Raw genomic sequence first — 24,243 nt, 5'->3', positions numbered from 1 at the left:
AACGCTCGGCTGGGAAACCCCAGCCGAGCGCCTGCATAAACTGCTCGCGGCCTGATCAACACGACCACGTGTTGCGACGACCCCTAGAAACCGCCAGGGAGGTACGGGGCCCTTTCCGGCATACGGCTACCGCCCCAGAGCGGCGAGCTCCTTGGCCGCCTCGGTCAGGTCCTTGGCGGTGTCGATGGCCCGCCAGTAGGCGCCCTGCGGGATCGGGAAGCCGAAGAGCTTCCGCTCCCGGGCGAGCCCGGGGAACGTCGTGCGCTCGTGGTCGCCCCGCTCCGGCAGCAACTCGGCGAACTCGGGCGAGAAGACGTACACACCGGCGTTGATCTCGAACGTCGAGGGCGGGGCCTCGATGAAGTCGGTGATGTGCCCGAACCCGTCGGTCTTCACCGCGCCCCACGGGATCCGCGGCCGGGCCAGGGACAGGGTCGCGACGGCATCCCGTTCGGTGTGGAAGTCGGCCATGTCCCGCAGCGAGAAACGGGTCCAGATGTCGCCGTTGGTGGCGTACCAGGGCCGGTCGGGATGGGGGAGATGCGCGGCGGCGTACTTGAGGCCGCCGCCGCGGCCGAGGGGCTCGGTCTCCACGACGGTGGTGACCGAGACGGGCAGGTCGGCGGAGTCCAGCCACTTCTGCAGGACGTCGGCGAGGTGGCCGCAGGAGACCACCACGTCGGTCACGCCTTCCTCGGCGAGCCAGGTCAGCTGATGGCCGATGATCGGAGTGCCCGTGCCAGGGATCTCGACCATCGGCTTGGGCCGGTCGTCGGTGTAGGGACGCAACCGGGAGCCCTGGCCACCGGCCAGGACCACGGCTTGAGTGGGGCGCGACGCGGCGTTGGGATGGGTCATGACCGCACTGTACGTGGCGCCCGACCCGCGCCGCCCGGCGGCGGCGCGGTCCTCGGGGACCCCTTACCGGGGACCGTCAGCTGTGCGCGGCGAGCACACCCGAGGCGAACGACGTGTCGCACACCGGTCGGGCGTAGGACTGGGCGCGCGAGGCGCCGTAGATGCGCACCGCGGCCTGGCCCAGGGTGCGGGCGATGGCGGAGCAGTGCCGGGCCAGCGAAGGGTGTCCGTTGACGGCCTGCTGGAGGTGGGTGAGGACGACCGCCGGATTCTTGTCCTGCAGCTCGCCGACCAGCTGGTCGCGGAGCACGTCCTGCGGGGCGCGGGAGACCGTCTTGGTGGAGACCTTCGCCGGGGAGACGTCCGAGGCGGCCAGCAGCGAGCTGGAGGGGCTCCCGGTCCAGTTGACCCGGGTGACCGCGAGGGTTCCGGAGAGCACCAGGACGACGGGCAGGACGAGGGCGAGAGTGCGGCCGATCCGGCGGGCAGGGCCGCCCCGGTGGCCGCGTCGCGTCTGTGGCGTGGTGGAGTGCTTCACGCGTGTGAGAGTAGCGCGGGGTAATGATTTGGCGACATTTAGTCACCCCTTCGGGGGACGGAGAGGCGACTTTTTCTGGGTAGGGGGTTGACCTGCCCCACCCGGAATGGTCGCGGGGCCGGGGTATTTCCGGGGCTATGCCCGATACGGAAAGGGCCCCGCGGTGCTCCGCGGGGCCCTTTCCGTCAACCTCGGTACAAACCCGCTGGTCAGTCGGAGAGGCGCTCACCCGTCGAGGTCGAGAACACGTGGGTCTCGCCCGGCCGCGGCACGACGTGCAGCGTGGAGCCCTTCTCCGGCACCTGGCGCCCGTTGACGCGGACGACCAGGTCCTTGACCTCGCCGCCGACCTCGGCGGTGCCGTACACGTAGCCGTCGGCGCCCAGCTCCTCGACCACGTTCACGGACACGGCGAGACCGGCCGGGGCGTCCGCGCTCTCCTTGGTCAGGGAGGCGGCCGCGCCGCCGCCCAGCTCGACCACGTCGAAGTGCTCGGGACGGACACCCACGGTCACCGTGCGGTCGCCCTTGTCGGAGGCGGCCTTCAGGGCGTCGCGGTTGACCGGGACGACGCTGTTGCCGAACTTCACGCCGCCGTCGGTGATCGGGACCTCGACCAGGTTCATGGCGGGGGAGCCGATGAAGCCGGCGACGAAGAGGTTCGCGGGCCTGTCGTACATGTTGCGCGGCGAGTCGACCTGCTGCAGGAGGCCGTCCTTGAGGACCGCCACGCGGTCGCCCATCGTCATGGCCTCGACCTGGTCGTGGGTGACGTAGACGGTGGTGATGCCCAGGCGGCGCTGCAGGGACGCGATCTGCGTACGGGTCGAGACCCGGAGCTTGGCGTCCAGGTTGGACAGCGGCTCGTCCATGAGGAAGACCTGCGGCTCACGCACGATGGCGCGGCCCATGGCGACACGCTGGCGCTGACCGCCGGAGAGCGCCTTCGGCTTGCGGTCCAGGTACTCGGTGAGGTCGAGGATCTTCGCGGCCTCCTCGACCTTCTGCCGGATCTCCGCCTTGTTGACGCCGGCGATCTTGAGCGCGAAGCCCATGTTGTCGGCGACCGTCATGTGCGGGTAGAGCGCGTAGTTCTGGAACACCATGGCGATGTCCCGGTCCTTGGGCGGCAGGTGGGTGACGTCGCGGTCACCGATGCGGATGGCGCCGGCGTTGACGTCCTCCAGGCCCGCGAGCATCCGCAGCGAGGTGGACTTTCCGCAACCCGACGGGCCGACCAGGACGAGGAACTCGCCGTCCTCGATCGCGATGTCGAGCGAGTCGACGGCGGGCTTGGTGGAACCCGGGTAGATCCGGGTCGCCTTGTCGAACGTGACAGTGGCCATGGTGAATGGGCCCCCTTCTACCGGCAGGAACGTGCCGGACGATCCGTTGTAGGAAGGTGGTTGGTGTAGTCCACACGAGTGAACTGGCTCAGGACGGTACCTGGCGTTCACGCAGTCTGTCAGTACCTCGAGGACTGTGAACTTCGCGGAAATTTTCGACAGGACGCGCCGCGGACCTGGGTACACTGCACGAGCACCCGCGTGCACGCCTCCTTAGCTCAGCTGGTCAGAGCGCCGCTCTTGTAAAGCGAAGGTCGTCGGTTCGAATCCGACAGGGGGCTCTCACTCTGAACAGCACGAACACCCCGGCCGGTGATCGGTCCGGGGCGTTCGACATCCACGGGTGACATCAACGCGGGCAGTCACTCACGGTCGACACGGCGCCTGAGCAGGCGATCCATGGAGTGGTGAAGACGTACGACGACGGGGACAGCTCGACTCCCTTGACCCGTGCAGCCTCGGTCTGCCGCAGCCGGTGCCAGCGGAGCGCAGCAAGGCAGATGAGGGGGAGGGGCACCGGACACGCCCAGCCGCTCTTGGTGGTGTTCTCGTAGAGCTCCCCGCCCACGCGCTGCACCTGCTTGCTGACCCGCAACACTCGATGCTCAAGGTCCACGTCCGACCAGCGGAGCCCGAGGATCTCGCCGCGCCGCAGGCCCATGGAGACCGCCAGGACGAAGGCGGCGTAGAGCGGATCGCGGCGCGCCTCCTCGAGGAACCTCAGCGTTTCGTCCAGCGTCCACGGGGAGAGCTCGCGACGGGGAACGCGAGAAGGTGTCCGGCCAGTGAGGCTCTAACCACGCTTCAGCGGCAGCTACGACCGCTGGAACATTTCCGCCCGGAGACGGCGGTAGTCAGCTACCGCGTCGAGAACAGCGTCGAAGTAGTCTTCCCGGAAGCCGGGGCGTTGCCAGTCAGCCGGCGCGAGTTTGAGGCCTCATATGGTTCACAGCTGGCGCACCGGGCCCAGGCTCGGTTCCTCGTTTTGACTGCCTGGTGACCTTGTCGTACGTTTAAGGCAAAAGCCATTTATGCCGGTTTCTTGCCGCTGATGGTGACCGCCGCAGGCACATGCGGTGGATGGGCGCCGGAGCTACGCGCAGGCTCCGAGCGCGGGCGGGCGGCCCGTGGAGGCCGCCGTGAAAACCAGAGACCCTCCGGAGAGGGGCGAATCATGCGCGCGCACACCACACGTATGAAGAGAGTGGCCGTCACAATTTGCTCGGCGCCGATCCTGGCCATCGCGGCCGGGGCTGGAGCCGCCCACGCGGCCGCCACCACCGCTGCCCCGCAGCACGTCGTCACCTACCACCACGACGGCGGTGGCTGGGGATGGGGCCACCACCATGGCGGCGGTGGCTGGGGCTGGGGCTGGGGCGGCGGCTGGGGATGGGGCTGGGGCGGCTGGGGCTGGGGCGGCGGCTGGGGGTGGGGCTGGTACTGAGCCTCAGCAGTGAGCGACATCCCCTGACATAGACAAGCGAAGGTTGTATCCGGGTGCTCGAACCCCACGGGCACCCGGATCCATGTGCCGGCCCGCGGGAGGGGCGGGCTGGCGAGTGCTCCCGAGACGTTCGTCTCTGTCTCGGTGCACCTGGCTTTCGACGTCAGGGCGTCACCCGCGTGATCCGTGCGGTGACCAGCCTGCCAAACTGACGTGTACTCAGCCCGGTGAGCTGGTATCCGCGGCGGCTCAGGTGTCCGAGCTCGTGGCCGTTGCGGTACACCGGAGGGCCGCCACGGCCACGACAACCCACATCAGGATCTGGACCGCGTTGGTCTCCGCCGGTAAAGCGAAGGTCGTCGGTTCGAATCCGACAGGGGGCTCTCATTCTGAACGGCACGAACGCCCCGGCCGGTGATCGGTCCGGGGCGGCATTGGCTGTGCTCCGAGATCTGCATCGTCTACACCGGACCTCGGTGGACGAGCGACCGAGGCGCAGGGTGCCGGCAAGCCGCCCCGGCCAATCACCGCCGCGTGCAGCGGCAATGTCAACTGCGCGGCATCGTCTGCCATGACGACGGGGGACGTGTCGCCGGCTTCGGCATGCCCGCCCCGGGAACCTCCGCACGACCACGCTCATGGGCGCGATTGGTCTCCGCCGGCCCTCGCCAAACACCATACGCACGAGTAACGTGCGTTCACCCCCCACTCCCTGCCGTCCGCACGGACCTGAGCCATGCAAGGAGAGTCGGGATGACAGACCCGTTCTCGTCCCCGGAGTACCCGGAGTATCCGCGCCCCCCGGCACCGCCGTACGGGGCCGCCTTCCCGTCGTCGCCCTCCTACGTCGCGCAGCTGTGGCAGCAGTCGGAGTCCACCGGCCGGGGCGCGCCGCGCCCCCCGGCACCGAGCGCGCACGGTGAGCTGCGCCTGCTGCGCGGCGCCTACCGCCGGCAGCGCCGCGTCGCGACGTTCACGGCGCTCGGGTACTTCACGCTCTTCCTCGTGCTGTCCGCGTTCGCTCCCTCGCTGATGACAGGTGTGATTTCGGGCGGCCTGACGTCGGGACTGCTGCTCGGGCTGTTGCAGATACCTGTGACGTGCCTGGCCATCGCGCTGTACGAGCACACGGCGCGCCGGAGGGTCGACCCGATCGCGGACCGGATCCGTGAGCAGGCCGCGGCGGACGCGGGGCGGGGGGCGACGCGGTGACCGGCTTCAGCAGTTCCACGCACGCGATGTCCCTGGTGGCGTTCACGGCGGTGGCCACGATCATCCTGCTGCTGTGCGTGATGACGGGGCCCGACCGGGACGACCTCGACGAGTTCTACACGGGCTACGGGTCGCTGTCCGCGATGCGCAACGGCCTCGCCATCGCCGGCGACTACATCTCCGCCGCCACGGTGCTGTCCACCGGCGGGGTCATCGCGATCTACGGCTACGACGGTGTCGTCCTGGCGCTGAGCACGGCCCTGTCCCTGATGCTGCTGATGTTCCTGCTGGCGGAGCCCCTGCGCAACGCCGGACGGTTCACCATGGGCGACGTCCTCGCGCGGCGCATGCCCGGGCGGGCCGTGCGCGGGGCCGCCTGCGCCGCGACGATCACGGCGCTGGTGCCCATGATGCTGCTCCAACTCGCCGGAACCGGCGATCTGCTCGCGTTCATCCTCGGCTTCTCCAGCGACTCCCTGAAGACCGCGTGCACCCTCGGCATCGGCGCCCTGATGATCAGCTACGCGGCGATCGGCGGCATGAAGGGCACGGCACTCGTCCAGATCCTGAAGATCGTGATGCTGCTGGGCTCCGGCGCGATCGTGGCCGTCCTGGTGCTGCGGCAGTTCGACTGGGACACGGGCAAGCTGTTCGCCGCGGCGGCGGGACGGAGCGGAGTGGGGCCGGCCTTCCTGCGTTCCGGTCTGGAGTTCGCCGGCGGTTCCTACCCCCGGCTCGACATGATCAGCGCCCAGCTGACCGTCGTCCTCGGAGGCGCCTGCCTGCCGCACATCACCATGCGCATGTACACGGCGCGCAGCGCGCGTCAGGTGCGCCGGTCGATGTCCTGGGCCGTGCCGTGCGTCGCCCTCTTCACGTTGATCATCACCATCGTCGGCTTCGGCGCGACGGCACTGATCGGCCGTGCCACCATCGCGGGTGCCGACCCGACGGGCAGGACGGCCTACCTGCTCGGGTCGCGGGCCGCCCTCGGGCCCGATGTGTCGACGGCCGAGACCTTCCTGTTCACCATGGTCGCGACGGCGCTCTTCCTCACCCTGCTCGCCTCGGTCGCCGGGATGATCCTGGCCTGCGCCAACACCCTCGCGCACGACCTGTTCGCGAGCCGCGCGAAGCCGACCTCGGCCCGCCGCGAGATGACCCTCGCCCGACTGTCCGCCCTCGCCGTGGGCGCGCCGACGATCTTTCTGGCGATCCTCGTCCAGCACCACAACCTGCAGCCGCTGGCCCTGCTGTCGGCCTCCCTCGGCGCGTCCGCGCTGGCACCGGCGCTGGTCTACAGCCTCTTCTGGCGCCGCTACACCCGCATGGGGCTGCTGTTCACCCTCATCGGCGGCTCGGTGGCCACCATCGTCCTCATGACGGGCACCAACCTCGTCTCCGGCTCCTCCTTCGCCGCCTTCCCGAACGCCGACTTCAACTGGTTCCCCTTCACCACCCCCGGGCTGGTGTCCGTCCCGCTGGGCTTCGGCCTCGGCTGGCTGGGCACGGTGCTCTCCGGGCGGCAGAAGGCGGCGGAGCAGCGCCGCCAGTACGAGGCGGTCGAGGGCTGGATCCTGGCGGGGGCGGCACGCCGGGGGAACTGAGTCCCTCCCGGTCGCGGGGCGGTGCCGGGGCCGGTGCCGGGGCCGGCCCGTCCGCTCAGTGCCGCCCCGCCACCCGGTCCGCCACCTTCGCCAGCCGCGAGGACTCCGTCCCCGGACGGAGACGTTCGCGCTGGTCGGCGGTGCGGTAGGTGGCGTACATGCCGTGGACGCCGAGCCAGCGGAAGGGCTCCGGCTCCCACTTGCGGACCTTGTGGTTCACCCAGGGCAGGTCGGTCAGCTCGGTGCGGCCGCCCTGGCCGGAGTCCTGCTGGACCAGGTCGCGCAGGGTGCGGGCGGCCAGGTTGGTGGTGGCGACGCCGGAGCCGACGTAGCCGCCGGCCCAGCCGAGGCCGGTGGACCGGTCGAGCGTCACCGTGGCGCACCAGTCGCGCGGCACCCCCAGCACACCCGACCAGGCGTGCGCCACCCGCACCCCGGCCAGGGACGGGAAGAAGCGGGTCAGGATCTCGTGCAGGGCCTCGACGGTCGCCCGCTGGGTACGGCCGTCGTTGTCCGTCCTCGAGCCGAACCGGTACGGCACCCCGCGTCCGCCGAGCGCGATCCGGCCGTCGGCGGTGCGCTGGGCGTACATGTAGGCGTGCGCCATGTCGCCCAGGGTTTCGCGGCCGTTCCAGCCGATGGACGCCCACTGCTCCTCGGTCAGCGGCTCGGTGGCGATCATCGACGAGTTCATGGGGAGCCAGGTGCGCCGCTGGCCCTTCAGGGACGCCGTGAAGCCCTCGGTGCAGCGCAGGACGTAGGGGGCGCGGACGGTGCCGTAGGGGGTCACGGCGTGCTTGGGGCGGATCTCGGTGACCGGCGTCGACTCGTGGATGGTGACGCCGAGGGCCTCCACCACGGCCGCGAGGCCCTTGACGAGCTTCACGGGGTGGAGGCGGGCGCCGTGCGGGGTCCAGGTGGAGCCCACGGCGTCCGCGATCCGGATCCGCTCGGCGGTCTCCCGGGCGCCGTACAGTTCGCGGTCCTTCTCGCCGTACGACAGCTCGTGCTGGTGGAAGGCCTTCAGGCGGGCCAACTGGGCCGGGGTCGTGGCCACTTCCAGCACGCCGCCCCGGTGCACGTCGGCGTCGACGCCCTCGGCCTCGGCGACGGCGATCACCTCGGCGACCGTGTCGTTCATGGCCTTCTGCAGGCGTACGGCGGCCTCGTGGCCGTGCAGCCGGGCGTACCGGTCGCGGCCGGCGATGCCGTTGTACAGCCAGCCGCCGTTGCGGCCGGAGGCGCCGTAGCCGCAGAACTTCTGCTCCAGCACGGTGATGCGGAGGAAGGGGGCGGCCTTCTTCAGGTAGTAGGCCGTCCACAGGCCGGTGTAGCCGCCGCCGATGATCGCGACGTCGGCGGTCGCGTCCCCGGGCAGCGGCTCGCGGACCGCCGGGAGACCGTCGTCCGCGTACCAGTAGGAGATCCCGCCGTTGACGGCACTGCTTGCCGAGCTGTTCATGGCCGGGACGTTAATCCCTGAGACCGGTCAGTGTCTCCTTCGGATTCCATGCTTTTCCGCGGCCCCGGCTCAGCGGATAGCAGGCCAGTCCGATCAGCAGGGAGACGAAGTGGCCGAGTCCGGTGAACGTCCGGCCCTGCGTCAGCGACAGCCCGAAGACGGACAGCACCACGATCAGGTACACGTACCGCCAGGGCACCGCGATCCGGTAGGTGAGCACGCCGACCATCCCGGCCAGCGCGTAACTCACGCCGATGTCGAGTGTGTTGACCGCCGCGTGCGGGGCGATGCCGTCGCGGATCGCCTTCAGCAGGGCCCCTTCGCTGATCAGCGTGGCCAGGACGTGCGCCAGCGCGCACACGGCCAGCCAGCGGGCCGTGCCGAGCCAGCGTTCGGCGGGCGCGTGGAAGACGGTGTACAGCACGACGTAGGGGAGCCAGCGGCCGCTGTCGATCCACATGGCGCTGGCCACCAGCACGCGCACGGGGTTGCGTGACAGCTCGTGGATGTTGGTCGACCGCTGGCGCAGGAAGTGCTGCTCGAACTCCGGCGACATCTGGTGCAGCGCGACGGTCGTGACGAACAGGACCGCCAGCCACACGTACGTGCCGGGAGCACTGCGGATGAAGGCCCACACGCCGCCGAGTCCCCGGTTGAATCCCATGAGCCGATTCACGCACGCCGGTATCGTCCGGTCCGTGATTGACATCCCCGGCGATCTCGCGGAAGCCCAGGAGAGGTACAACGGCGCGGCGGGCCGGGCGTTCGTCGCCGGGCTGCCGGATCTGGTGGCGGCCTTCCTGGACCGCTGGGGGCTGCGGCTGGACGGGCCGTCGATGAACGGCGTCAGCGCCCTGGTGCTGCCGGTGGTCCGGGCGGGCGGCGGACGTGCCGTCCTCAAGCTGCAGCTGCCGGACGAGGAGAGCGAGGGCGAGCCGGTCGCGCTGCGGGTGTGGGACGGCGACGGCGCCGTACGGCTGCTGGACCACGATCCGGGGACGGGCACCATGCTGCTGGAGCGGCTGGACGAGTCCCGGATGCTGTCCGCCGTGGCCGACACCCGCGAGGCCGCCTTGGTCGTGGCCCGGCTGCTGGCGCATCTGACGTCGTTCCCGGCGCCGCCGGGGATGCGCAGGCTCGGCGACATCGCCGCGGCGATGCTGGAGCGGACCCCGCCGGCGCTGGAGCGGATCTGCGACCTTCGGGTCCGCCGGCTGGTCGCCGACTGCGCGGCCGCCGTGCGCGAGGTCGTCGCCGAGCCCGGCGACCGGCTGCTGCACTGGGATCTGCACTTCGACAACGTCCTCGCCGCCGACCGCGCCGACTGGCTGGCCATCGACCCCAAGCCGCTCGCGGGCGACCCCGGCTTCGAGCTGTGGCCGGCGCTGGACAACCGTTTCGAGGCGGCCGAGGTCGGCCGGCGCTTCGATGCGATGACCGATGTCCTCGGCCTGGACCGGGAGCGGGCCCGCGCCTGGACGCTGGGACGGCTGTTGCAGAACGTGCTGTGGGACGTGGCGGCCGGCCGGGTGATCGAGGAGCGGCAGCTGGAGATCGGCCGCCGGCTCCGCGCCGGGTGAGCCGGACCGGAACAGCCCGGGTGCCGGGAGCGGGCCGCGCGCGGTTAGCCTCCCCTCATGATTCGTGCCGCGGTGCCCGCCGACATCCCCGTCATCCATGCCCTGATCCGTGAGCTGGCCGAGTACGAGAAGGCGCTCGAGGAGGCGCGGGCGAGCGAGGAGCAGTTGCGGGAGGCGCTGTTCGGCAAGCGGCCCGCGGCGTTCGCGCATGTGGCGGTGGACGACGACAGCGGTGAGGTCGCCGGGTTCGCGCTGTGGTTCCTGAATTTCTCGACCTGGCGCGGGGTGCACGGGATCTACCTGGAGGATCTGTACGTGCGCCCGGCCGCACGCGGGGGCGGGCACGGGCGGGCACTGCTGGCCGAGCTCGCGCGGATCTGCGTGGAGCGTGGGTACGGACGGCTGGAGTGGTCGGTGCTGGACTGGAACCGGCCCGCGATCGGGTTCTACGAGGCGCTCGGTGCGCGTCCGCAGGACGAGTGGACGGTGTACCGGCTGACGGACGAGGCGCTGGCGGCGCTGGGGTCGGATCACTGATCGGGGCACCGGGCCCGTCCTCTTCGGCCAGGTCGGGGGGATTGTCAGTGGTGGGGTGCAGCATGGGGGGCATGGTGAGGAGAGCGACGGGCGGCCGTGCGGCGGGCCGGGCGGCGGTGCGGGGCGCGCGACGGCCGGAGCTGCGGCTGCCGCCCCTCGAGCCGTGGCGCGGGGGCGAGCTGGCACCGGACGGGGACTACGACGGGCTGGAGTTCCGGGACGCCGACCTGAGCGGGCAGGACGGCGTGGGCGCCCGGTTCATGGACTGCGCGCTGACGGGCTGCGCGGTGGACGGGACAGCGCTGGGCCGGGCCAGGGTCCTGGACTCGGTCCTGACCGGGCTGCGCGGGGTGGGCACGCATCTGGCCGAGTCCACCTTCCGGGACGTCGAGCTGATCGACGCCCGGCTGGGCGGCACGCAGGTGCACGGCGCCGTCCTGGAGCGGGTCGTGGTCCGCGGCGGCAAGATCGACTACTTGAACCTGCGCGAGGCCCGCCTCAAGGACGTCGTCTTCGAGTCCTGCGTCCTGGTCGAGCCGGACTTCGCGGGCGCGGTCCTGGAGCGGGTGGAGTTCGTGGACTGCGTGCTGAGGGAGGCCGACTTCGGCAGCGTCACACTGCAGGACGTGGACCTGCGCGGGGCAGCTCCGCTGGAGATCGTGCGGGGGCTGGACCGGCTGTCGGGGGCGGTGATCAGCACGGGGCAACTGCTCGACCTGGCTCCGGTGCTGGCAGCAGAGCTGGGGATCCGGGTGGAGTAGGCCTTACGGCAGCTACGGCAGTTACGGCGGCCGTGGCAGCTAGGGCGGTGGCAGCTACGGCACCCGGGGAAAGCGGGCCTGCAGGGTCCAGACGGCCGGGTTCTCCGCCAGCTCCTCATGGAGGTCGGTCAGATCGGCGATCAGGTCGTGCAGGAAGTCACGGGCCTCGCGGCGCAGTTCGGCGTGCGAGAAGGACAGCGGGGCCTGCTCGGCGGGCACCCAGTCGGCGGTGATGTCGACCCAGCCGAAGCGGCGCTCGAAGAGCATCCGGTCGGTGGACTCGGTGAAGTCCAGCTCGGCTCGCTGCGGCCGGGCGGCGCGGGAGCCCAGCGGGTCCCGGTCCAGCCGCTCGGCGATGTCGCACAGCGCCCACGCGAAGTCCAGCACCGGCACCCATCCCCAGGCCGTGGACAGCTCCTGGTCCGTCCCGGTGTCCGCGAGATACACGTCACCGCAGAACAGGTCGTGCCGCAGCGCCCGGACGTCCGCGCGTCGGTAGTCGGTCTGCGGGGGGTCCGGGAACCGGTTGGAGAGGGCGTAGCCGATGTCGAGCACGGCAGGAATGGTGTCACGCCTCGGCACAAGCCCCCGACACCCGGGTCACACGGACCCCGGCACTTAAGATCACTGACATGTCCAGATCCGTGCGCCTGGTACCAGCCGTCGCCACCCTGCTGGTCCTCGCCCTCACCGCCGCCGCGTGCGACGGCGGTGTGCACGGCACCCCCGGAGGCTCCGGCGTACGCGACCCGTACTTCCCGAAAGCCGGCAACGGCGGCTACGACGTCGGGCACTACGACCTCACCCTGGACTACACCCCCGCCACCCGCCGTCTCACCGGCACGGCCGTCATCACCGCCCGTGCCACGCAGAACCTGTCCGCCTTCGACCTGGACCTGGCCGGGCTGCAGGTGGACGCGGTCGCCGTCGAGGGCAGGAAGGCCCGCTTCAACCGGGCCGGCCAGGAACTCACCGTCCGCCCGCACGACGACCTGAGCCGGGGCGAGACCTTCCGCACCACCGTCCACTACTCGGGCAAGCCGCGCACCCTCACCGACCCCGACGGCTCCGAGGAGGGCTGGCTGCCCACCGCCGACGGGGCCCTCGGCCTCGGCGAACCCGTCGGCTCCATGGCCTGGTTCCCCGGCAGCGATCACCCCTCCGACAAGGCGTCCTACGACATCACCGTCACCGTTCCCAAGGGCCTGCAGGCCGTCTCCAACGGCGAGTTGACGGACCAGTCCACCAAGGGCGGCCGGACGACCTGGCACTGGCACACCGCGCAGCCCATGGCGAGCTACCTGGCCACGGTCGCCGTCGGCCACTTCGACCTCACCCGCAGCACCGGCCCGCACGGACTGCCGATCCTCACCGCCGTCGACCCCACCCAGGAGAAGGCGGCCGAAGAGGTGCTCGCGAAGCTCCCCGGCATCATCAAGTGGGAGGAGTACAACTTCGGGCCCTACCCCTTCTCCTCCGCCGGAGCGATCGTCGCCCGCCCCGACGACGCCGGTTACGCCCTGGAGACCCAGAACCGGCCCTTCTTCCCGGGCGCGCCCGAGACCGGCACCCTCGTGCACGAACTCGCCCACCAGTGGTACGGCGACTCGGTCACCCCCGTGTCCTGGCAGGACATGTGGCTCAACGAGGGCTTCGCGACCTATGCGCAGTGGCTGTACGGGGAGGACCACGGAGGCAAGAGCGCCCAGCAGACCTTCATGGAGCTCTACGACGGCGACAACGAGGCCATCTGGGCCTATCCGCCGGCGAAGCCGTCGAGCGCCGCCCACATCTCCGACAGCCCCGTCTACGAGCGCGGCGCGATGGTCCTGCAGAAGATCCGGCAGAAGGTGGGCGACGACACGTTCTACGCCATCATCCAGGGCTGGGCGGCGGCACACCGCCACGGCAGCGCGAGCACCGCCGACTTCACCGCGTACGTGGAGAGGAAGGCACCGCACAAGGACTTCACCGAGATCTGGAAGGACTGGCTGTACGGCGACGGCAAGCCGGCCCACCCGTGACGGGCCGCACGACGCTCAGTCTCCCCGCCCCAGTGCCGTCCGCATCGCCGCCCGCGCCGCCCACACGGCCTGCGCGTGCCTGAGGCGGTGTTCCTGGAACCCCGGTGTGTCCAGGGCCGGATCACCCGCCGCGAACACCTCCAGCAGAGCCCGCAGGGAGGCGTAGACGTCCTCGGCGACCGTGGACATCTCCGGCGGGGCGCAGATCAGCACGGTCTCCCGGACCTCGTCGCAGCCCGAGGCGCGGAACGCCTCCCGCACGGCGGCGTCCCTGTGGTCGGCGGGCCCGTCCCGGTGGGCGGAGGCGGCCGCGTACATGCCCTCATAAGCCAGCCGGTACTTGGTCAGGCAGGTGACGTAGACGTCCCGGCGCTCGCGCCGGTCCCGCTCACCCGTCTCCCGCCGCCACCGCACCCGGTCGGCGAGCAGCGTCGAGCCGACCCCGACGACGGCGCCGAGTCCCGTCCCGGCCAGTGTCGTCCACTCCACCGCCCGCTCAGCCTTCCCACGCGTCCAGCAGTGCCGCCAGCCCGGGTGGCCACACCGGTTCGGGTGCCTCGGTCAGTTCCTGACGCGTCCACCACCGCCAGGCGAGGATGCCGTCGGCCGTGTGCGCCGCGGCGATCTCGGGACCGGCCGGGTTCCTGCGCGGGCCTCGGGTGACGTAGACGTGCTCGTGCTGGCGGACCGGAGTGCCGGTGTGGGTGAAGTCGTGTTCCCAGGTGCACAACAGCGGTCCCGGCTCCAGGTCGGACCAGCCGGTCTCCTCGGCGAGCTCACGCAGGGCGCCCTCGCGCGGGGACTCGCCGGCCTCCAGGCCACCGCCGGGCAGGGCCCAGTGGACGCCGACCTCCACGTTGTCGTACCGCAGGAGAAGCACCGCGCCCTCCGGGTCGACGACGGCGGTCCGGGCCGCGCTCCGCGGCGTGCGCGCCCCGTCGCCCAGTACCTTGCGCAGCACGGCGCAGGGGCGGCCGTGGGCCCGGTCGGGTCGGTGGTCGACGATCTCGTAGCCGAGGGTGGTCCAGAAGGCCAGGGCCCTGGGGTTGTTCTCCAGGACGGCGAGCCGTACGGCGCTGCGGCCCTGGGCGCGGAAACGGTGCTCGAGGAGGCCCGCGAACGTACGGCCGTGGCCCTTGCCGTGCTCGGCCGCGTCCACCATCAGCAGGCCGATCCACGGGTCCGGGTCGGCGGGCTGGGGGTGGTGGGCCAGCGTGCCCGCGACTGCGAGCAGGCGTCCCTCCTCGGTGCGGGCGAGCAGCACCTCGGCGCCCGGCACGGCCATGTCCTCGGCCAGCGCGGCCGCGACCTGCTCGGGACGTATGGCGTCCGGGTCGGGGAAGTCGCCGCTGAGCCGGTGGAACTCGCGGTTGGACGCGTAGAGCGCGGTCAGCTCGGCCAGCAGCGGGGGCGGCAGGTCCCGGCCGGGGGACAGCGGTTCGAGGATCACAGAGGCAAGCTATCCCCGAGGAGCCGGGGCCCACCTCCGGTTTTCCTCCCGCCCAGAACCACGGGAGCCCCGGCGGCGGGCGGCCGGGCCGGGGCTTCCTGCGGACACGCGCGTCCGTCAGACGTTCACGCCGAAGTCCTGGGCGATGCCGACCAGCCCGGAGGCGTAACCCTGGCCCACCGCGCGGAACTTCCACTCGGCGCCGTTGCGGTACAGCTCGCCGAAGACCATGGCCGTCTCGGTGGCGGCGTCCTCCGAGAGGTCGTAGCGGGCGATCTCGGAGCCGCCGGCCTGGTTGACGATGCGGATGTAGGCGTTGCGGACCTGGCCGAAGTTCTGGCCGCGGTTCTCGGCGTCGTAGATGGAGACCGGGAAGACGATTTTGTCGACGTCGGCCGGGAGCGCGGCCAGGTTGACGTTGATCGCCTCGTCGTCGCCCGCGCCCTCGCCGGTGCGGTTGTCACCGGTGTGGACGATGGAGTTGTCCGGGGTCTGCTTGTTGTTGAAGAAGACGAAGTGCGCGTCCGAGTAGACCTTGCCCTGGGGGTTGACCGCGATGGCGGAGGCGTCCAGGTCGAAGTCCGTGCCGGTCGTGGTGCGGACGTCCCAGCCGAGGCCCACGGTGACGGCGGTCAGGCCCGGAGCCTCCTTGGTGAGCGAGACGTTGCCACCCTTGGACAGGCTTACTGCCATGTCGGGAGTCCCTTCCTTGGATTTCTGTGTGTCGGTGCCGATGAAGCTACCGTCACCGGGAAGAACGTCGAGGGGGGTCCCGGTGGTTCCGGATGCCTTTACCCTTTTTACCGAGTGCGGGGGCCGCGGCTTTACCGAGTGCGGGGGCCGCGGCCGGAAATCGGGATGACGAGACGGGGCGGTACCGGGAACATGGACGGCATGTCCGGTCCTTCCCTGGGGTCCGGGGGCGGCGCCTCCGGAGAACTCCGTATCCGTGGCTCCGTCTCGCTTCCCGAGGCCGAGCTGATGTGGCGTTTCTCCAGGTCCTCCGGGCCCGGCGGGCAGCATGTCAACACCACCGACTCGCAGGTGGAGCTGCGCTTCGACCTCGCCCGCACCGAGGCGCTGCCGCCGGTGTGGAAGGAGCGGGCACTGCAGCGGCTCGCGGGCCGGCTCGTCGACGGCGTGGTGTCCGTGCGGGCCTCCCAGCACCGCTCCCAGTGGCGCAACCGCGAGGCCGCCGCCGTACGCCTCGCCGCCCTGCTCGCGGAGGCGAGCGCGCCCCCGCCCAAGCCGCGCAAGCCGACCCGGATCCCGCGCGGCATCAACGAGCGCCGGCTGCGGGAGAAGAAGCAGCGCGCGCAGACGAAGCGGGGCCGTTCGGGCCGGGACTGGGCCTGAGCCGTCACATTCGGCGCCCGGGGTTCGTCAGTGGGGCAGAGGACCACCGACGACGAAGAGGCCGGGCACCCCGATGAGCGACCAGGAGCACCAGCACCACGACGACGACCTTCTCGCCGAGCGGTCCGAAGCGTACCGGGGGCATCTGCGGGCCGTCGCCTACCGGATGCCGGGCTCGGCCGCGGAGGCCGAGGACGCGGTGCAGGAGGCGTGGTTCCGGCTGAGCCGGTCCGACACCAGGGAGGTGGGCAACCTCGGGGGCTGGCCGACCACCGTCGTCGGCCGGGTCCGCCTCGACATGCTGCGCTCCCGGCGCTCCCGGGGCGAGGAGCCTGGACACCTGGCACCCGCGCGCCTCCGCCGAACCGGACCCGGCACAGGACGCGTTGCTCGCGGACTCGGTCGGGGCGGCGCTGCTGGTCGTCCTCTACACCCTGTCGCCGGCCGAGCGGCTGGCGTTCGTGCTGCACGATCTGTCCGGGGTGCCGTTCGAGGAGGTCGGCGGCGTCCTCGGGCGCAACCCGGCCGCGGCGCGGCAGCTGGCCGGCAGGGCACGCCGGCGGGTGCGGGGCGCGGACACGCCCGAGACCGGTCTGGTCCGGCAGCGGGAGTCGTCGACGCCTTTCTGGAAGGCCCTGAGGAAGCCGACCGGGCGGTCGTCGTCCACGAACAGCCGGGCCGGGCGACGCCGGCGGGGTGCACGCACGCCTCGGCCGGCGACGTCACGACCGGTCCGACCGCGTGTTCCCGGCGCTCCAGCCAGGCGATGTCCGCTCAGCCCAACTGCCGGTAGCGGCCGCGGAAGTACAGCAGTGGTCCGCCCTCCGCGCTCGGGACGTGTGCGGTCAGGACGCGGCCGATGACCAGGGTGTGGTCGCCGGCCGCCACCCGCTGCTCGGTGCGGCACTCCAGCGTGGCCAGCGCACCGCCCACCAGCGGGGCGCCGGTGACCTCGCCGCGGACGTAGGGGATGTCCTCGAAGAGCAGGCGGTCGCTGATGCGGCCCTTCATGGCGAAGCGGCCCGCGATGTGCCGCTGGCTCTCGGTGAGGACCGACACCGCCCACAGCGGCTGCTCGTCGAGCAGGTCGTCCATGCGGGAGCCCTCGCGCAGGCTCACCAGGACGAGCGGCGGGTCGAGGGAGACGGACAGGAAGGCGGTGGCGGTCATGCCGACGTCCTCCATGCCGGGCGCGCTCGGGTCGTCCGGGTCCAGCGGCGGTTCCTGCGCGGTGACCAGGACCACCCCGGCGGCCAGTCGGGACATCGCGGCCCGGAACTCGTCGTTGCTCACCCCCTCAGCATGCCCGGAAGCGGCGACGGCGGTGGGGGAGGGAGGCTTCAGCACGCCGGAAACGCTAATCTCCGCACGGCGCGGGCCGCATCGGGCCCTGGCCCGAGACGGGTCCTAGGACCAGGGGCCGACCGCCCGGAGACGCCGGGGCACGCTTTGTGCATAAACCCACACATCCTGTGGTCATCAAACGCATGAGAAAGCGCAGAAACTCCACTCAATTGTTCACGTTTGCCTGTGACTTGAGTCACAAGGGCCGGGAATTGTTGACCCTGTGTACCGAGTGGGCAGCGCGCTGTGATTCAGTGGCGGGGAAACCGGAACGCACCGTAAGAGGCACCCTAAGAAGCGCCGAAGACAACCCTTGATTCGCTGCGAGGTCTCGGGGGGAGGGCGAGCATGGAGACCGAGTCGGAGCCGTATGTCCGTCTTGCGTCCCTGCGGCAGCTGCACCAGGTCATGGCCGACATGAACACGGCACGCAGCCTGGCGGACACACTGCAGACCGTCGCCGACGGCGCCGTGCAAGCTCTCGGGTACGAGATGGCGGCAGTGAACCTGGTACGCCCCGACGGCGACCTCGTCGTCGCCGCGTTCGCCGGGAACTCCGCCGCCGAGGCGCTGATCACCGGCCGGGTCGGCTCCCGCGAGTCCTGGGAGCGGCGGCTGACCATGGGCGAGCACTGGGGCGACCTCATCTTCATACCGCACACCGAGGGCTGGGTGCTGGACGACGACGACGTCCCGCAGTGGTTCACGGACGGGCCCGCGCCCCGTTTCGAGGACGAGTGGCACCCCTCGGACCGCCTCTTCGCCCCCATGTACACCCCGGGCGTGCAGGGCGGCTCCTCCGGCGAGCTGCTCGGGGTCATCTCCGTCGACCGGCCGCGCAACGGCCGGCGTCCCGGGGCCTGGGGCCGCGAGGCCCTGCAGATGTACGCCTTCCAGGCCGCCATCGCGATCAGCAACGCCCGCCTGCGCGCCAACATGCAGCGCGCCCTGGTCCGCCTGGAGCGCGAGCAGCAGGCCCTGCGGGCGAGCGAGGAAAGCTTCAGGCAGGCCTTCGAGTACGCGCCGTCCGGCATGGCCATCGCCGAGATGGGCGGCGACCAGCACGGCCGCATACTGCGCACCAACGACGCCCTGTGCCGCCTGCTGGGCCGCCCCGCCTCCGCGATGCGCCGCTACTCCTTCTCCGACCTCGTCCACCCCGAGGACATCGGCACCCTGCTGCGGACCTCGGCGGAGGGCGGCCGTGCGGAACTCCGCCTGGGCCGCCGCGACGGCACCTATGTCTGGGTGTCGCTGCGCAACTCCGTCGTCGCCGACGCCGCCGACGGCCCCCGCTTCCTGCTCACCCACGTCGAGGACATAGAGGAACGCAAGCGCCGCGAGCTGCAGCTCGCCCACCGTGCCTCCCACGACTCGCTCACCGGCCTGCCGAACTCCGCCGAGCTGCGCTCACGGCTGTCCGCCCGGCTGTGCCGGCGTCCGGCCCACGCCGGCGGTCTGGAGTCCCTGGACGCGGCCTACGGCCACCCGGCCTTCGACGCCGTCGCCGGCCACGGCTTCGACTTCCGTCCGGGCGCGGAGGGCTTCGACGCCTACGACCACCACGTGCACACCGTCGCCCCCGAGGACGACCGCGACGACGGCACCAAGGGTCTCGCCGTGCTCTTCTGCGACCTCGACGGCTTCAAGTCGATCAACGACCGGTTCGGGCACAACGCGGGCGACGCGGTCCTCATCGAGGTCGCGCGGCGCCTCTCGCGCGGCGTCCGCGACGGCGACACGGTGGCCCGGCTCGGTGGCGACGAGTTCGTGATCCTCGCCGACGGCCTCGGCCGGGCCGACGCCCAGGACCTCGCCGTACGGCTGCGCAACGAGATCATCCAGCCGATCCGCGCCGAGGGCCGGGCCGTCCGGGTGGGCGCGAGCTTCGGCATCGGATGGGCACACTGCGGCATGACTGCGGACGAAGTGTTGAAGTCTGCGGACGAGCGGATGTACGTAGAGAAACGATCTCGTCCCAAACAGCACCGACGCGCCGGGTGATCCCCAGGTCAGCGAGCTGATGCGGTCCGAGTCACCCGTTTGGCACAGTCAGAGCGGGTAGGCTCGCCTTTCCAGACCTGTACCCATCCACCCGCACCTGCTGAGGAGACCAAGGGATGACGCCCGGCGAAAACGGCCCGAGCACGCCCGAGGACGACGACCCGTTCGGCTATCTGTACGCCGACGGCCAGGCCAGAGGCGCCCAGCCGCCGTCCGGCGGTTACGGCTACCCGAACTCGGTCAGCAGAGTGCGTACGGTCGGTGAGCGCCAGTACGGCCAGCAGCCGCAGTACGGCCAGCCGACCATTCCGCAGCAGCAGGGTGCCTACGGCCAGCCGAACGCGCACTACCAGGCCCCCGAGACCGTCCCCGGCGGCGCCCCGCCGGCCGCCCGTCCGCCGGCCCAGCCCGGGCCCGGCCGCCGCGGCCCGAACACCAAGGGCCTGCTGATCGGTGCGATCGCGGTGGTCGCCGCGGTCGTCATAGGCATCGGCGTCGCGATGATCAACGGCAACTCGGACGACGGCAAGAAGAACCAGTCCGCCACGACCCCGACCCAGTCCCAGAGCCAGGGACCGAGCCCGTCGGGGAGCAACTCGGCGGCGGCCGGCGAACTGCCGAAGGTCGATGCCGCGAACAGCTCCGTGAAGCTCTCGGGCGGTGCGACCGTGGCGTCGGACGTCAAGGGCGCGCAGTCCTCGGACGGCCGCTATGTGACAGGCCTGAACCAGCAGGGTGCCGCGATCACGTGGACGTTCGACGGCATCCCCGAGGCCGGCAAGTACTCGGTGTACGTCGGCTACAGCGTCCCGGGCAAGGACGGCAGCGCCACGCTCACGGTCAACGGCACGCCGTCCACCACGCCCGTCAAGCTGAAGAACTGGGCGAATGCCGCCGGCGGCGACTACGAGAAGGGCTGGACGAAGACCTACAACTACGTCCAGCTCAACAAGGGCACCAACACCGTTTCCCTCTCCTGCGGACAGGGCAACCAGTGCGACGCCCTCATCGACCGGCTCTGGCTGGTGAAGGGATGGGTCGGCAGCTGATCGGCCCCCGATCCCGGACCGGCCGGGGAGTTGCTCGGCCGTACGGGTGGTTGGTCCGGTGAGCGGTTTTTCGGAACGATCGCCGGGACAACTTGGCGGTGACGTTGTCCCAGACGAGGTGGAAACCATGCGTACATCACGTAGAGCCTTGGCCGTCGCGATCGCCGCCCCTGTCCTGTTCGCCCTGCTCGGAACGGCCGGTGCGTCCGCGGCCGTTCCGCACAAGCCCACCCCCAGCGCTGAGGGGCCCATCGCTCAGCTCAAGCCGAGGGCTGACGGCACGAGAACGGGCCGCGAGGCCAAAACCTCCGCCGAGGAAGAGTCGAGCGCGGAGGAGGACGGACTCCTCAGCACCATCGCAGAGGAACTCCTGGGTCGCGTTTCTCCCTCGAAAGAGAGTGAAGGGAAGTAGGCGTCCTACGCGGCGCTGATTCCCTCGCCCACCGACACCCGGCTCAGCAATTGCTCGTACGCCGTCCGGTCGAACTCGCCCGCCGCCGGAGCCATCACGGTCGCCGCGGACAAGGCGACCGCGCGCGCCAGGCGGTCCGGCCACGATAGGTGCTCGACCAGGCCCGACAGGAGGCCGGCCACCGCCGAGTCGCCCGCGCCGGTCGGGTTGCCGTGGAGGGGGGCGGGCGGGGCGGCCTGCCAGCTGCCTTCCGGGGAGACCGCGAGGAGGCCTTGCGCGCCCAGGGAGGCGACGACCGTCTGGGCCCCGCGTCGGCGTGCGTCCTGGGTGGCGCGCGACGGCTCGTGGGAGCCGGTGAGTTCGGCCAGTTCGTCGGCGTTGGGTTTGATCAGCTCGGGGCGGGCCGCGACGCCTCGGCGCAGCGGCTCGCCGCTGGTGTCCAGCAGTACGGGGACGCCGTGGGCGCGGGCGGCCCGGACGAGATGCGCGTAGGCGCCGACCGGCACGCCGGGCGGGAGGCTGCCGCACAGGGCCACGGCACGGACGCCGTCCAGCAGTTCCTCGTAACGGTCCAGGAAGGTGCCCCACTCGGCGGGCGCTGTCTGCGGGCCCGGCTCGTTCAGCTGGGTCGTGTCGCCGGAGAGTTCGTCCACCACGGCTATCGTGCGCCGACTCGCCCCCGCGACCGGCACCAGCGCGTCCGTCAGCCCGGCGATCCCGGCCAGCCCGTCACGTATCGCCCGGCCGGTGCCGCCGCCCACGAATCCCGTGACCGTCACCTCGTGCCCGAGCGCGGCCAGCACCCGGGCCACGTTCACACCCTTGCCGCCGGGCCGTTCGACGACCTCCGAGACCCGGTGCGAGGCGTGCGGCCGCAGCGACCGCACGCGATAGGTGAGGTCGAGAGCGGTGTTCAGCGTGACCGTGAGGATCACCCGGGCCGACCTCCCTCGAAGTCCTGTCGCCTGTCATCGGTTTCCGGGGCCTCGATCATGCCAAAGAGACGGCGGCCGGCCCAGTCACGAGTCGGCCGCCGTCGCGGGAAAAGACGGACAGATCAGTCCAGTTGGGGCGGTACGGCCACCCATTCGCCCTGCCGCATCACGCCCTTGACGTCGAAGTCCGCGTCCAGCAGGACCAGATCGGCGTCCTTGCCCGGCTCCAGGGAGCCGACGCGGTCGGAAAGACCGAGGAGACGGGCGGGGTTGACCGACAGGGCCTGTACGGCGTCCTCGACCGACAGCCGATCGACGGTCACCGCCCGCTTGAACGCGCGGTCCAGGGTGAGCGTGGAGCCCGCGATCGAGCCGCCCTCCACCAGCCGGGCCACCCCCTCGCTGACCTCGACCTCCAGCGGGCCGAGCATGTAGCGGCCGTCGCCGACGCCGGCCGCGTCCATCGCGTCGGTGATGAAGGCGACCCGGTGCGCCCCCGCGTGGTGGAAGGCCAGTTCCAGCGCGGCCGGGTGGAGGTGCGTGCCGTCGTTGATCAGCTCGACCGTGACCCGCTCGTCCTCCAGCAGGGCGGCGATCGGACCCGGCGCACGGTGGTTCAGGGCCGGCATCGCGTTGAACAGGTGGGTGGCGACGGTGGCGCCCGCGCCGATGGCCTCGGCCGTCTGCTCGTAGGTGGCGTCGGTGTGCCCGATCGCCGCGATCACGCCGTGCTCGGCCAGCAGCCGCACGGAGTCGATGCCGCCCGGCAGTTCGGCCGCCAGCGTGACCATCCTCGCCTTGCCGCGCGCCGCGTCGAGCAGCTTGCGGACCTCGGCCGGGTCCGGGTCGCGCAGCAGTTCCTCGGAGTGCGCGCCCTTGCGGCACGGCGAGATGAACGGCCCCTCGAAGTGGATGCCGGCGATGTCCCCCTGCTCGGCCAGCTCGCTCAGCAGCCCGGCCTGGCGGACCAGCACGTCCATCTCGTCCGTGACGGTGGAGGCGACGAGGGTGGTGGTGCCGTGCAGCCGGTGGGTGTGGACGGCCCTGAGCACGTCCTCGGCGCTGCCGGAGAAGGAGGCTCCGCCGCCGCCGTGGTTGTGGATGTCCACGAAGCCGGGGACCAGCCAGTGGCCGGTCACGTCGATCACATCGGCGTCCCCGGGAGCGCCGGCCGTGATCTTCGTGCCGTCGACGGCCACGCGCCCGTCGTCCACGACCCCGGTGGGCAGCACCACCCGAGCACCTGCGAGAACCAAGCTGGGAGCCATCAGGCGGTTACCTCCGGGGGGTCGGTGGGGTCGGTGGGGTCGGGGGCGGTGCGGACGGGGCCGGCGGTGCCGAGGAGATCGCGGGCCAGCAGGCCCGCGCCCAGGCAGCCGGCGGTGTCGCCGAGGGCTGCGGGGACGATGGCCGGCAGCTTCTGGAAGGTGACCCGCTGCCGGACGGCGTCCCGCAGGGGCTGGAACAACACTTCTCCCGCCTCGGCGAGTCCGCCACCGATGATCAGGGTGCGCGGGTCCAGCAGGGTGAGCGCGGTGACCAGGCCGTCGGCGAGCGCGTCGACCGCCTCCTGCCAGACTCGGACGGCGTTCGGGTCGCCGGACGCGACGGCCTCGGCGCAGTCGGCGGCGTCCGCGTCCGGGTCCCCGCAGGCCGTCGCCCAGGCCTCGCTCACGGCGGACGCGGAGGCGTACCGCTCCAGGCAGCCGTGCTGTCCGCAGGGGCAGGGAGTGCCGCCGGGCCGCACGACGACGTGGCCGATCTCGCCCGCGAAGCCGTGCGCGCCCGCCTCCACCCGGCCGTCGATGCCGATGGCGCCCGCGATCCCGGTGCCGAGCGGCACGAACAGGAACCGGTCCGCCCCCCTGCCCGCGCCGATCCGGCCCTCGGCGAGGCCGCCGGTGCGCACGTCGTGGCCGAGGGCGACGGGGATGCCGAGCCGCTCGGTGAGCAGCGCGCGCAGCGGCACGTCACGCCAGCCGAGGTTGGCGGCGTAGGAGGCGATGCCCCGCTCCTCGTCGACGATGCCCGGGACCGCGATGCCTGCGGCGACGGCCGGTGCCCCGTGGTGCTCGGCGCCGTACGCGTGCAGCTCGGCGGCGAAGTCGAGGATCGCCCCGACCACCGCGTCCGGTCCGCGCTCGCGTCCGGTGGCGCGGCGGGCGCGGTGGAGCAGCCCGCCGTCGTCGCCGACGAGGGCGGCCTTCATCCCGGTACCGCCCACGTCCAGGGCGATGACATGTCTCACCACGGCCCCTAGTGTGACCCTCGCACCCGCGAGAGGTCTAGTCCACTCACGTGGTGTAGACCTTATGTGTCCATAT

General features: G+C 71.5%; 23 protein-coding genes, 1 tRNA gene and 2 pseudogenes. 12 read left to right on the top strand and 14 right to left on the bottom strand.

Annotation, left to right across the window (positions count from 1 at the left end):
- Window positions 1-126: 126 nt before the first annotated feature.
- The 3 genes from ABZ919_RS31200 to ugpC form a co-directional block, all read right to left on the bottom strand.
- A complete protein-coding gene (locus ABZ919_RS31200; protein ID WP_361254140.1) occupies window positions 127-858 on the bottom strand; it encodes a nucleotidyltransferase family protein in 732 nt (243 codons plus the stop codon).
- A 76-nt stretch (window positions 859-934) separates the two neighbouring features.
- Window positions 935-1,396: a hypothetical protein gene (locus ABZ919_RS31195; protein ID WP_361254138.1), complete on the bottom strand. Its 462-nt coding sequence runs from the start codon at window positions 1,394-1,396 to the stop codon at window positions 935-937.
- Window positions 1,397-1,605: 209 nt separating this feature from the next.
- Window positions 1,606-2,742 carry a sn-glycerol-3-phosphate ABC transporter ATP-binding protein UgpC gene (ugpC, locus tag ABZ919_RS31190; protein WP_361254136.1) on the bottom strand — a complete coding sequence of 379 codons (1,137 nt, stop codon included), beginning with the start codon at window positions 2,740-2,742 and terminating at the stop codon, window positions 1,606-1,608.
- 207 nt (window positions 2,743-2,949) lie between these two features.
- Between ugpC and ABZ919_RS31185 the strand changes: the two genes are divergently transcribed.
- Window positions 2,950-3,023, top strand: a tRNA-Thr gene (locus ABZ919_RS31185).
- A gap of 122 nt (window positions 3,024-3,145) precedes the next feature.
- Here the strand turns inward: ABZ919_RS31185 and ABZ919_RS31180 are convergent.
- Window positions 3,146-3,499 (bottom strand): annotated as a pseudogene (locus ABZ919_RS31180) (tyrosine-type recombinase/integrase); the annotation flags it as partial.
- 438 nt (window positions 3,500-3,937) lie between these two features.
- Here ABZ919_RS31180 and ABZ919_RS31175 point away from each other — a divergent pair.
- From ABZ919_RS31175 to ABZ919_RS31165, 3 genes are all read left to right on the top strand, one after another.
- A complete protein-coding gene (locus ABZ919_RS31175) occupies window positions 3,938-4,186 on the top strand; it encodes a hypothetical protein (RefSeq protein ID WP_361254134.1) in 249 nt (82 codons plus the stop codon).
- Window positions 4,187-4,939: 753 nt separating this feature from the next.
- On the top strand, window positions 4,940-5,398 hold the full coding sequence (locus ABZ919_RS31170; RefSeq protein WP_361254132.1) for a DUF485 domain-containing protein: 459 nt from the start codon (window positions 4,940-4,942) through the stop codon (window positions 5,396-5,398).
- Window positions 5,395-7,005, top strand: a complete 1,611-nt coding sequence (locus tag ABZ919_RS31165; RefSeq protein WP_361254130.1) for a cation acetate symporter — start codon at window positions 5,395-5,397, stop codon at window positions 7,003-7,005. Before ABZ919_RS31170 ends, ABZ919_RS31165 begins: the two co-directional genes overlap by 4 nt.
- A 55-nt stretch (window positions 7,006-7,060) precedes the next feature.
- On the opposite strand, the gene ABZ919_RS31160 is transcribed toward ABZ919_RS31165, so the two are convergent.
- Window positions 7,061-8,467 carry an FAD-binding oxidoreductase gene (locus tag ABZ919_RS31160; protein WP_361254128.1) on the bottom strand — a complete coding sequence of 469 codons (1,407 nt, stop codon included), beginning with the start codon at window positions 8,465-8,467 and terminating at the stop codon, window positions 7,061-7,063.
- 10 nt (window positions 8,468-8,477) lie between these two features.
- Window positions 8,478-9,131, bottom strand: a complete 654-nt coding sequence (locus ABZ919_RS31155) for a rhomboid-like protein (RefSeq protein ID WP_361254126.1) — start codon at window positions 9,129-9,131, stop codon at window positions 8,478-8,480.
- On the opposite strand from ABZ919_RS31155, the gene ABZ919_RS31150 reads away from it, so the two are divergent.
- The 3 genes from ABZ919_RS31150 to ABZ919_RS31140 all read left to right on the top strand — a co-directional run bounded on the left by ABZ919_RS31150 (window position 9,130) and on the right by ABZ919_RS31140 (window position 11,345).
- Complete coding sequence (locus ABZ919_RS31150; RefSeq protein ID WP_361254125.1) at window positions 9,130-10,047, top strand: aminoglycoside phosphotransferase family protein; 918 nt, start codon at window positions 9,130-9,132, stop codon at window positions 10,045-10,047. The genes ABZ919_RS31155 and ABZ919_RS31150 overlap by 2 nt on opposite strands.
- Before the next feature lie 57 nt (window positions 10,048-10,104).
- Window positions 10,105-10,584: a GNAT family N-acetyltransferase gene (locus tag ABZ919_RS31145; RefSeq protein ID WP_361254123.1), complete on the top strand. Its 480-nt coding sequence runs from the start codon at window positions 10,105-10,107 to the stop codon at window positions 10,582-10,584.
- A 71-nt stretch (window positions 10,585-10,655) separates the two neighbouring features.
- On the top strand, window positions 10,656-11,345 hold the full coding sequence (locus ABZ919_RS31140) for a pentapeptide repeat-containing protein (RefSeq protein ID WP_361254121.1): 690 nt from the start codon (window positions 10,656-10,658) through the stop codon (window positions 11,343-11,345).
- Between the two features lie 54 nt (window positions 11,346-11,399).
- On the opposite strand, the gene ABZ919_RS31135 is transcribed toward ABZ919_RS31140, so the two are convergent.
- On the bottom strand, window positions 11,400-11,900 hold the full coding sequence (locus ABZ919_RS31135; protein ID WP_361254119.1) for a hypothetical protein: 501 nt from the start codon (window positions 11,898-11,900) through the stop codon (window positions 11,400-11,402).
- A gap of 77 nt (window positions 11,901-11,977) precedes the next feature.
- Between ABZ919_RS31135 and ABZ919_RS31130 the strand changes: the two genes are divergently transcribed.
- The gene (locus ABZ919_RS31130) at window positions 11,978-13,369 is read left to right on the top strand and encodes a M1 family metallopeptidase (RefSeq protein ID WP_361254117.1); all 1,392 of its coding nucleotides are present in this window, start codon (window positions 11,978-11,980) and stop codon (window positions 13,367-13,369) included.
- A gap of 15 nt (window positions 13,370-13,384) precedes the next feature.
- Here ABZ919_RS31130 and ABZ919_RS31125 read toward each other — a convergent pair whose 3' ends face one another.
- From ABZ919_RS31125 to ABZ919_RS31115, 3 genes are all read right to left on the bottom strand, one after another.
- Window positions 13,385-13,858, bottom strand: coding sequence for a hypothetical protein (locus ABZ919_RS31125; protein ID WP_361254115.1), 474 nt, complete (start codon window positions 13,856-13,858; stop codon window positions 13,385-13,387).
- Window positions 13,859-13,865: 7 nt separating this feature from the next.
- The gene (locus ABZ919_RS31120; RefSeq protein WP_361254113.1) at window positions 13,866-14,819 is read right to left on the bottom strand and encodes a bifunctional GNAT family N-acetyltransferase/NUDIX hydrolase; all 954 of its coding nucleotides are present in this window, start codon (window positions 14,817-14,819) and stop codon (window positions 13,866-13,868) included.
- 117 nt (window positions 14,820-14,936) lie between these two features.
- Entirely contained in the window at window positions 14,937-15,512 is a 576-nt protein-coding gene (locus ABZ919_RS31115) for a TerD family protein (RefSeq protein ID WP_361254111.1), read from the bottom strand.
- 201 nt (window positions 15,513-15,713) lie between these two features.
- Here ABZ919_RS31115 and arfB point away from each other — a divergent pair, with 201 nt between their 5' ends.
- Both arfB and ABZ919_RS31105 read left to right on the top strand, forming a co-directional pair.
- Window positions 15,714-16,175 (top strand): alternative ribosome rescue aminoacyl-tRNA hydrolase ArfB, encoded by a 462-nt coding sequence (gene arfB, locus ABZ919_RS31110; protein WP_361254109.1) that lies wholly within the window; start codon window positions 15,714-15,716, stop codon window positions 16,173-16,175.
- A gap of 73 nt (window positions 16,176-16,248) precedes the next feature.
- Window positions 16,249-16,786 (top strand): annotated as a pseudogene (locus tag ABZ919_RS31105) (sigma-70 family RNA polymerase sigma factor); the annotation flags it as partial.
- Window positions 16,787-16,949: 163 nt separating this feature from the next.
- On the opposite strand, the gene ABZ919_RS31100 reads toward ABZ919_RS31105, so the two are convergent.
- Window positions 16,950-17,522 (bottom strand): flavin reductase family protein, encoded by a 573-nt coding sequence (locus tag ABZ919_RS31100; protein ID WP_361254107.1) that lies wholly within the window; start codon window positions 17,520-17,522, stop codon window positions 16,950-16,952.
- Between the two features lie 345 nt (window positions 17,523-17,867).
- Here ABZ919_RS31100 and cdgB point away from each other — a divergent pair, with 345 nt between their 5' ends.
- On the top strand, window positions 17,868-19,523 hold the full coding sequence (gene cdgB, locus ABZ919_RS31095; protein ID WP_361254105.1) for a diguanylate cyclase CdgB: 1,656 nt from the start codon (window positions 17,868-17,870) through the stop codon (window positions 19,521-19,523).
- Window positions 19,524-19,639: 116 nt separating this feature from the next.
- Window positions 19,640-20,572 carry a carbohydrate-binding protein gene (locus ABZ919_RS31090; RefSeq protein ID WP_361254103.1) on the top strand — a complete coding sequence of 311 codons (933 nt, stop codon included), beginning with the start codon at window positions 19,640-19,642 and terminating at the stop codon, window positions 20,570-20,572.
- A 417-nt stretch (window positions 20,573-20,989) separates the two neighbouring features.
- Here the strand turns inward: ABZ919_RS31090 and ABZ919_RS31085 are convergent, their stop codons facing one another.
- From ABZ919_RS31085 to ABZ919_RS31075, 3 genes are all read right to left on the bottom strand, one after another.
- A complete protein-coding gene (locus ABZ919_RS31085; RefSeq protein WP_361254102.1) occupies window positions 20,990-21,919 on the bottom strand; it encodes a 1-phosphofructokinase family hexose kinase in 930 nt (309 codons plus the stop codon).
- Between the two features lie 122 nt (window positions 21,920-22,041).
- Window positions 22,042-23,187, bottom strand: coding sequence for an N-acetylglucosamine-6-phosphate deacetylase (gene nagA, locus ABZ919_RS31080; protein ID WP_361254100.1), 1,146 nt, complete (start codon window positions 23,185-23,187; stop codon window positions 22,042-22,044).
- Window positions 23,187-24,167 carry an ROK family protein gene (locus tag ABZ919_RS31075; protein ID WP_361254151.1) on the bottom strand — a complete coding sequence of 327 codons (981 nt, stop codon included), beginning with the start codon at window positions 24,165-24,167 and terminating at the stop codon, window positions 23,187-23,189. The genes nagA and ABZ919_RS31075 overlap by 1 nt, the downstream gene beginning before the upstream one ends.
- Window positions 24,168-24,243 lie beyond the last annotated feature (76 nt).

Origin of the sequence: Streptomyces sp. NPDC046759 (assembly GCF_040645475.1) — a bacterium.
Lineage (GTDB): Bacteria > Actinomycetota > Actinomycetes > Streptomycetales > Streptomycetaceae > Streptomyces.
This window is presented reverse-complemented; position numbering and strand designations above follow the sequence as displayed.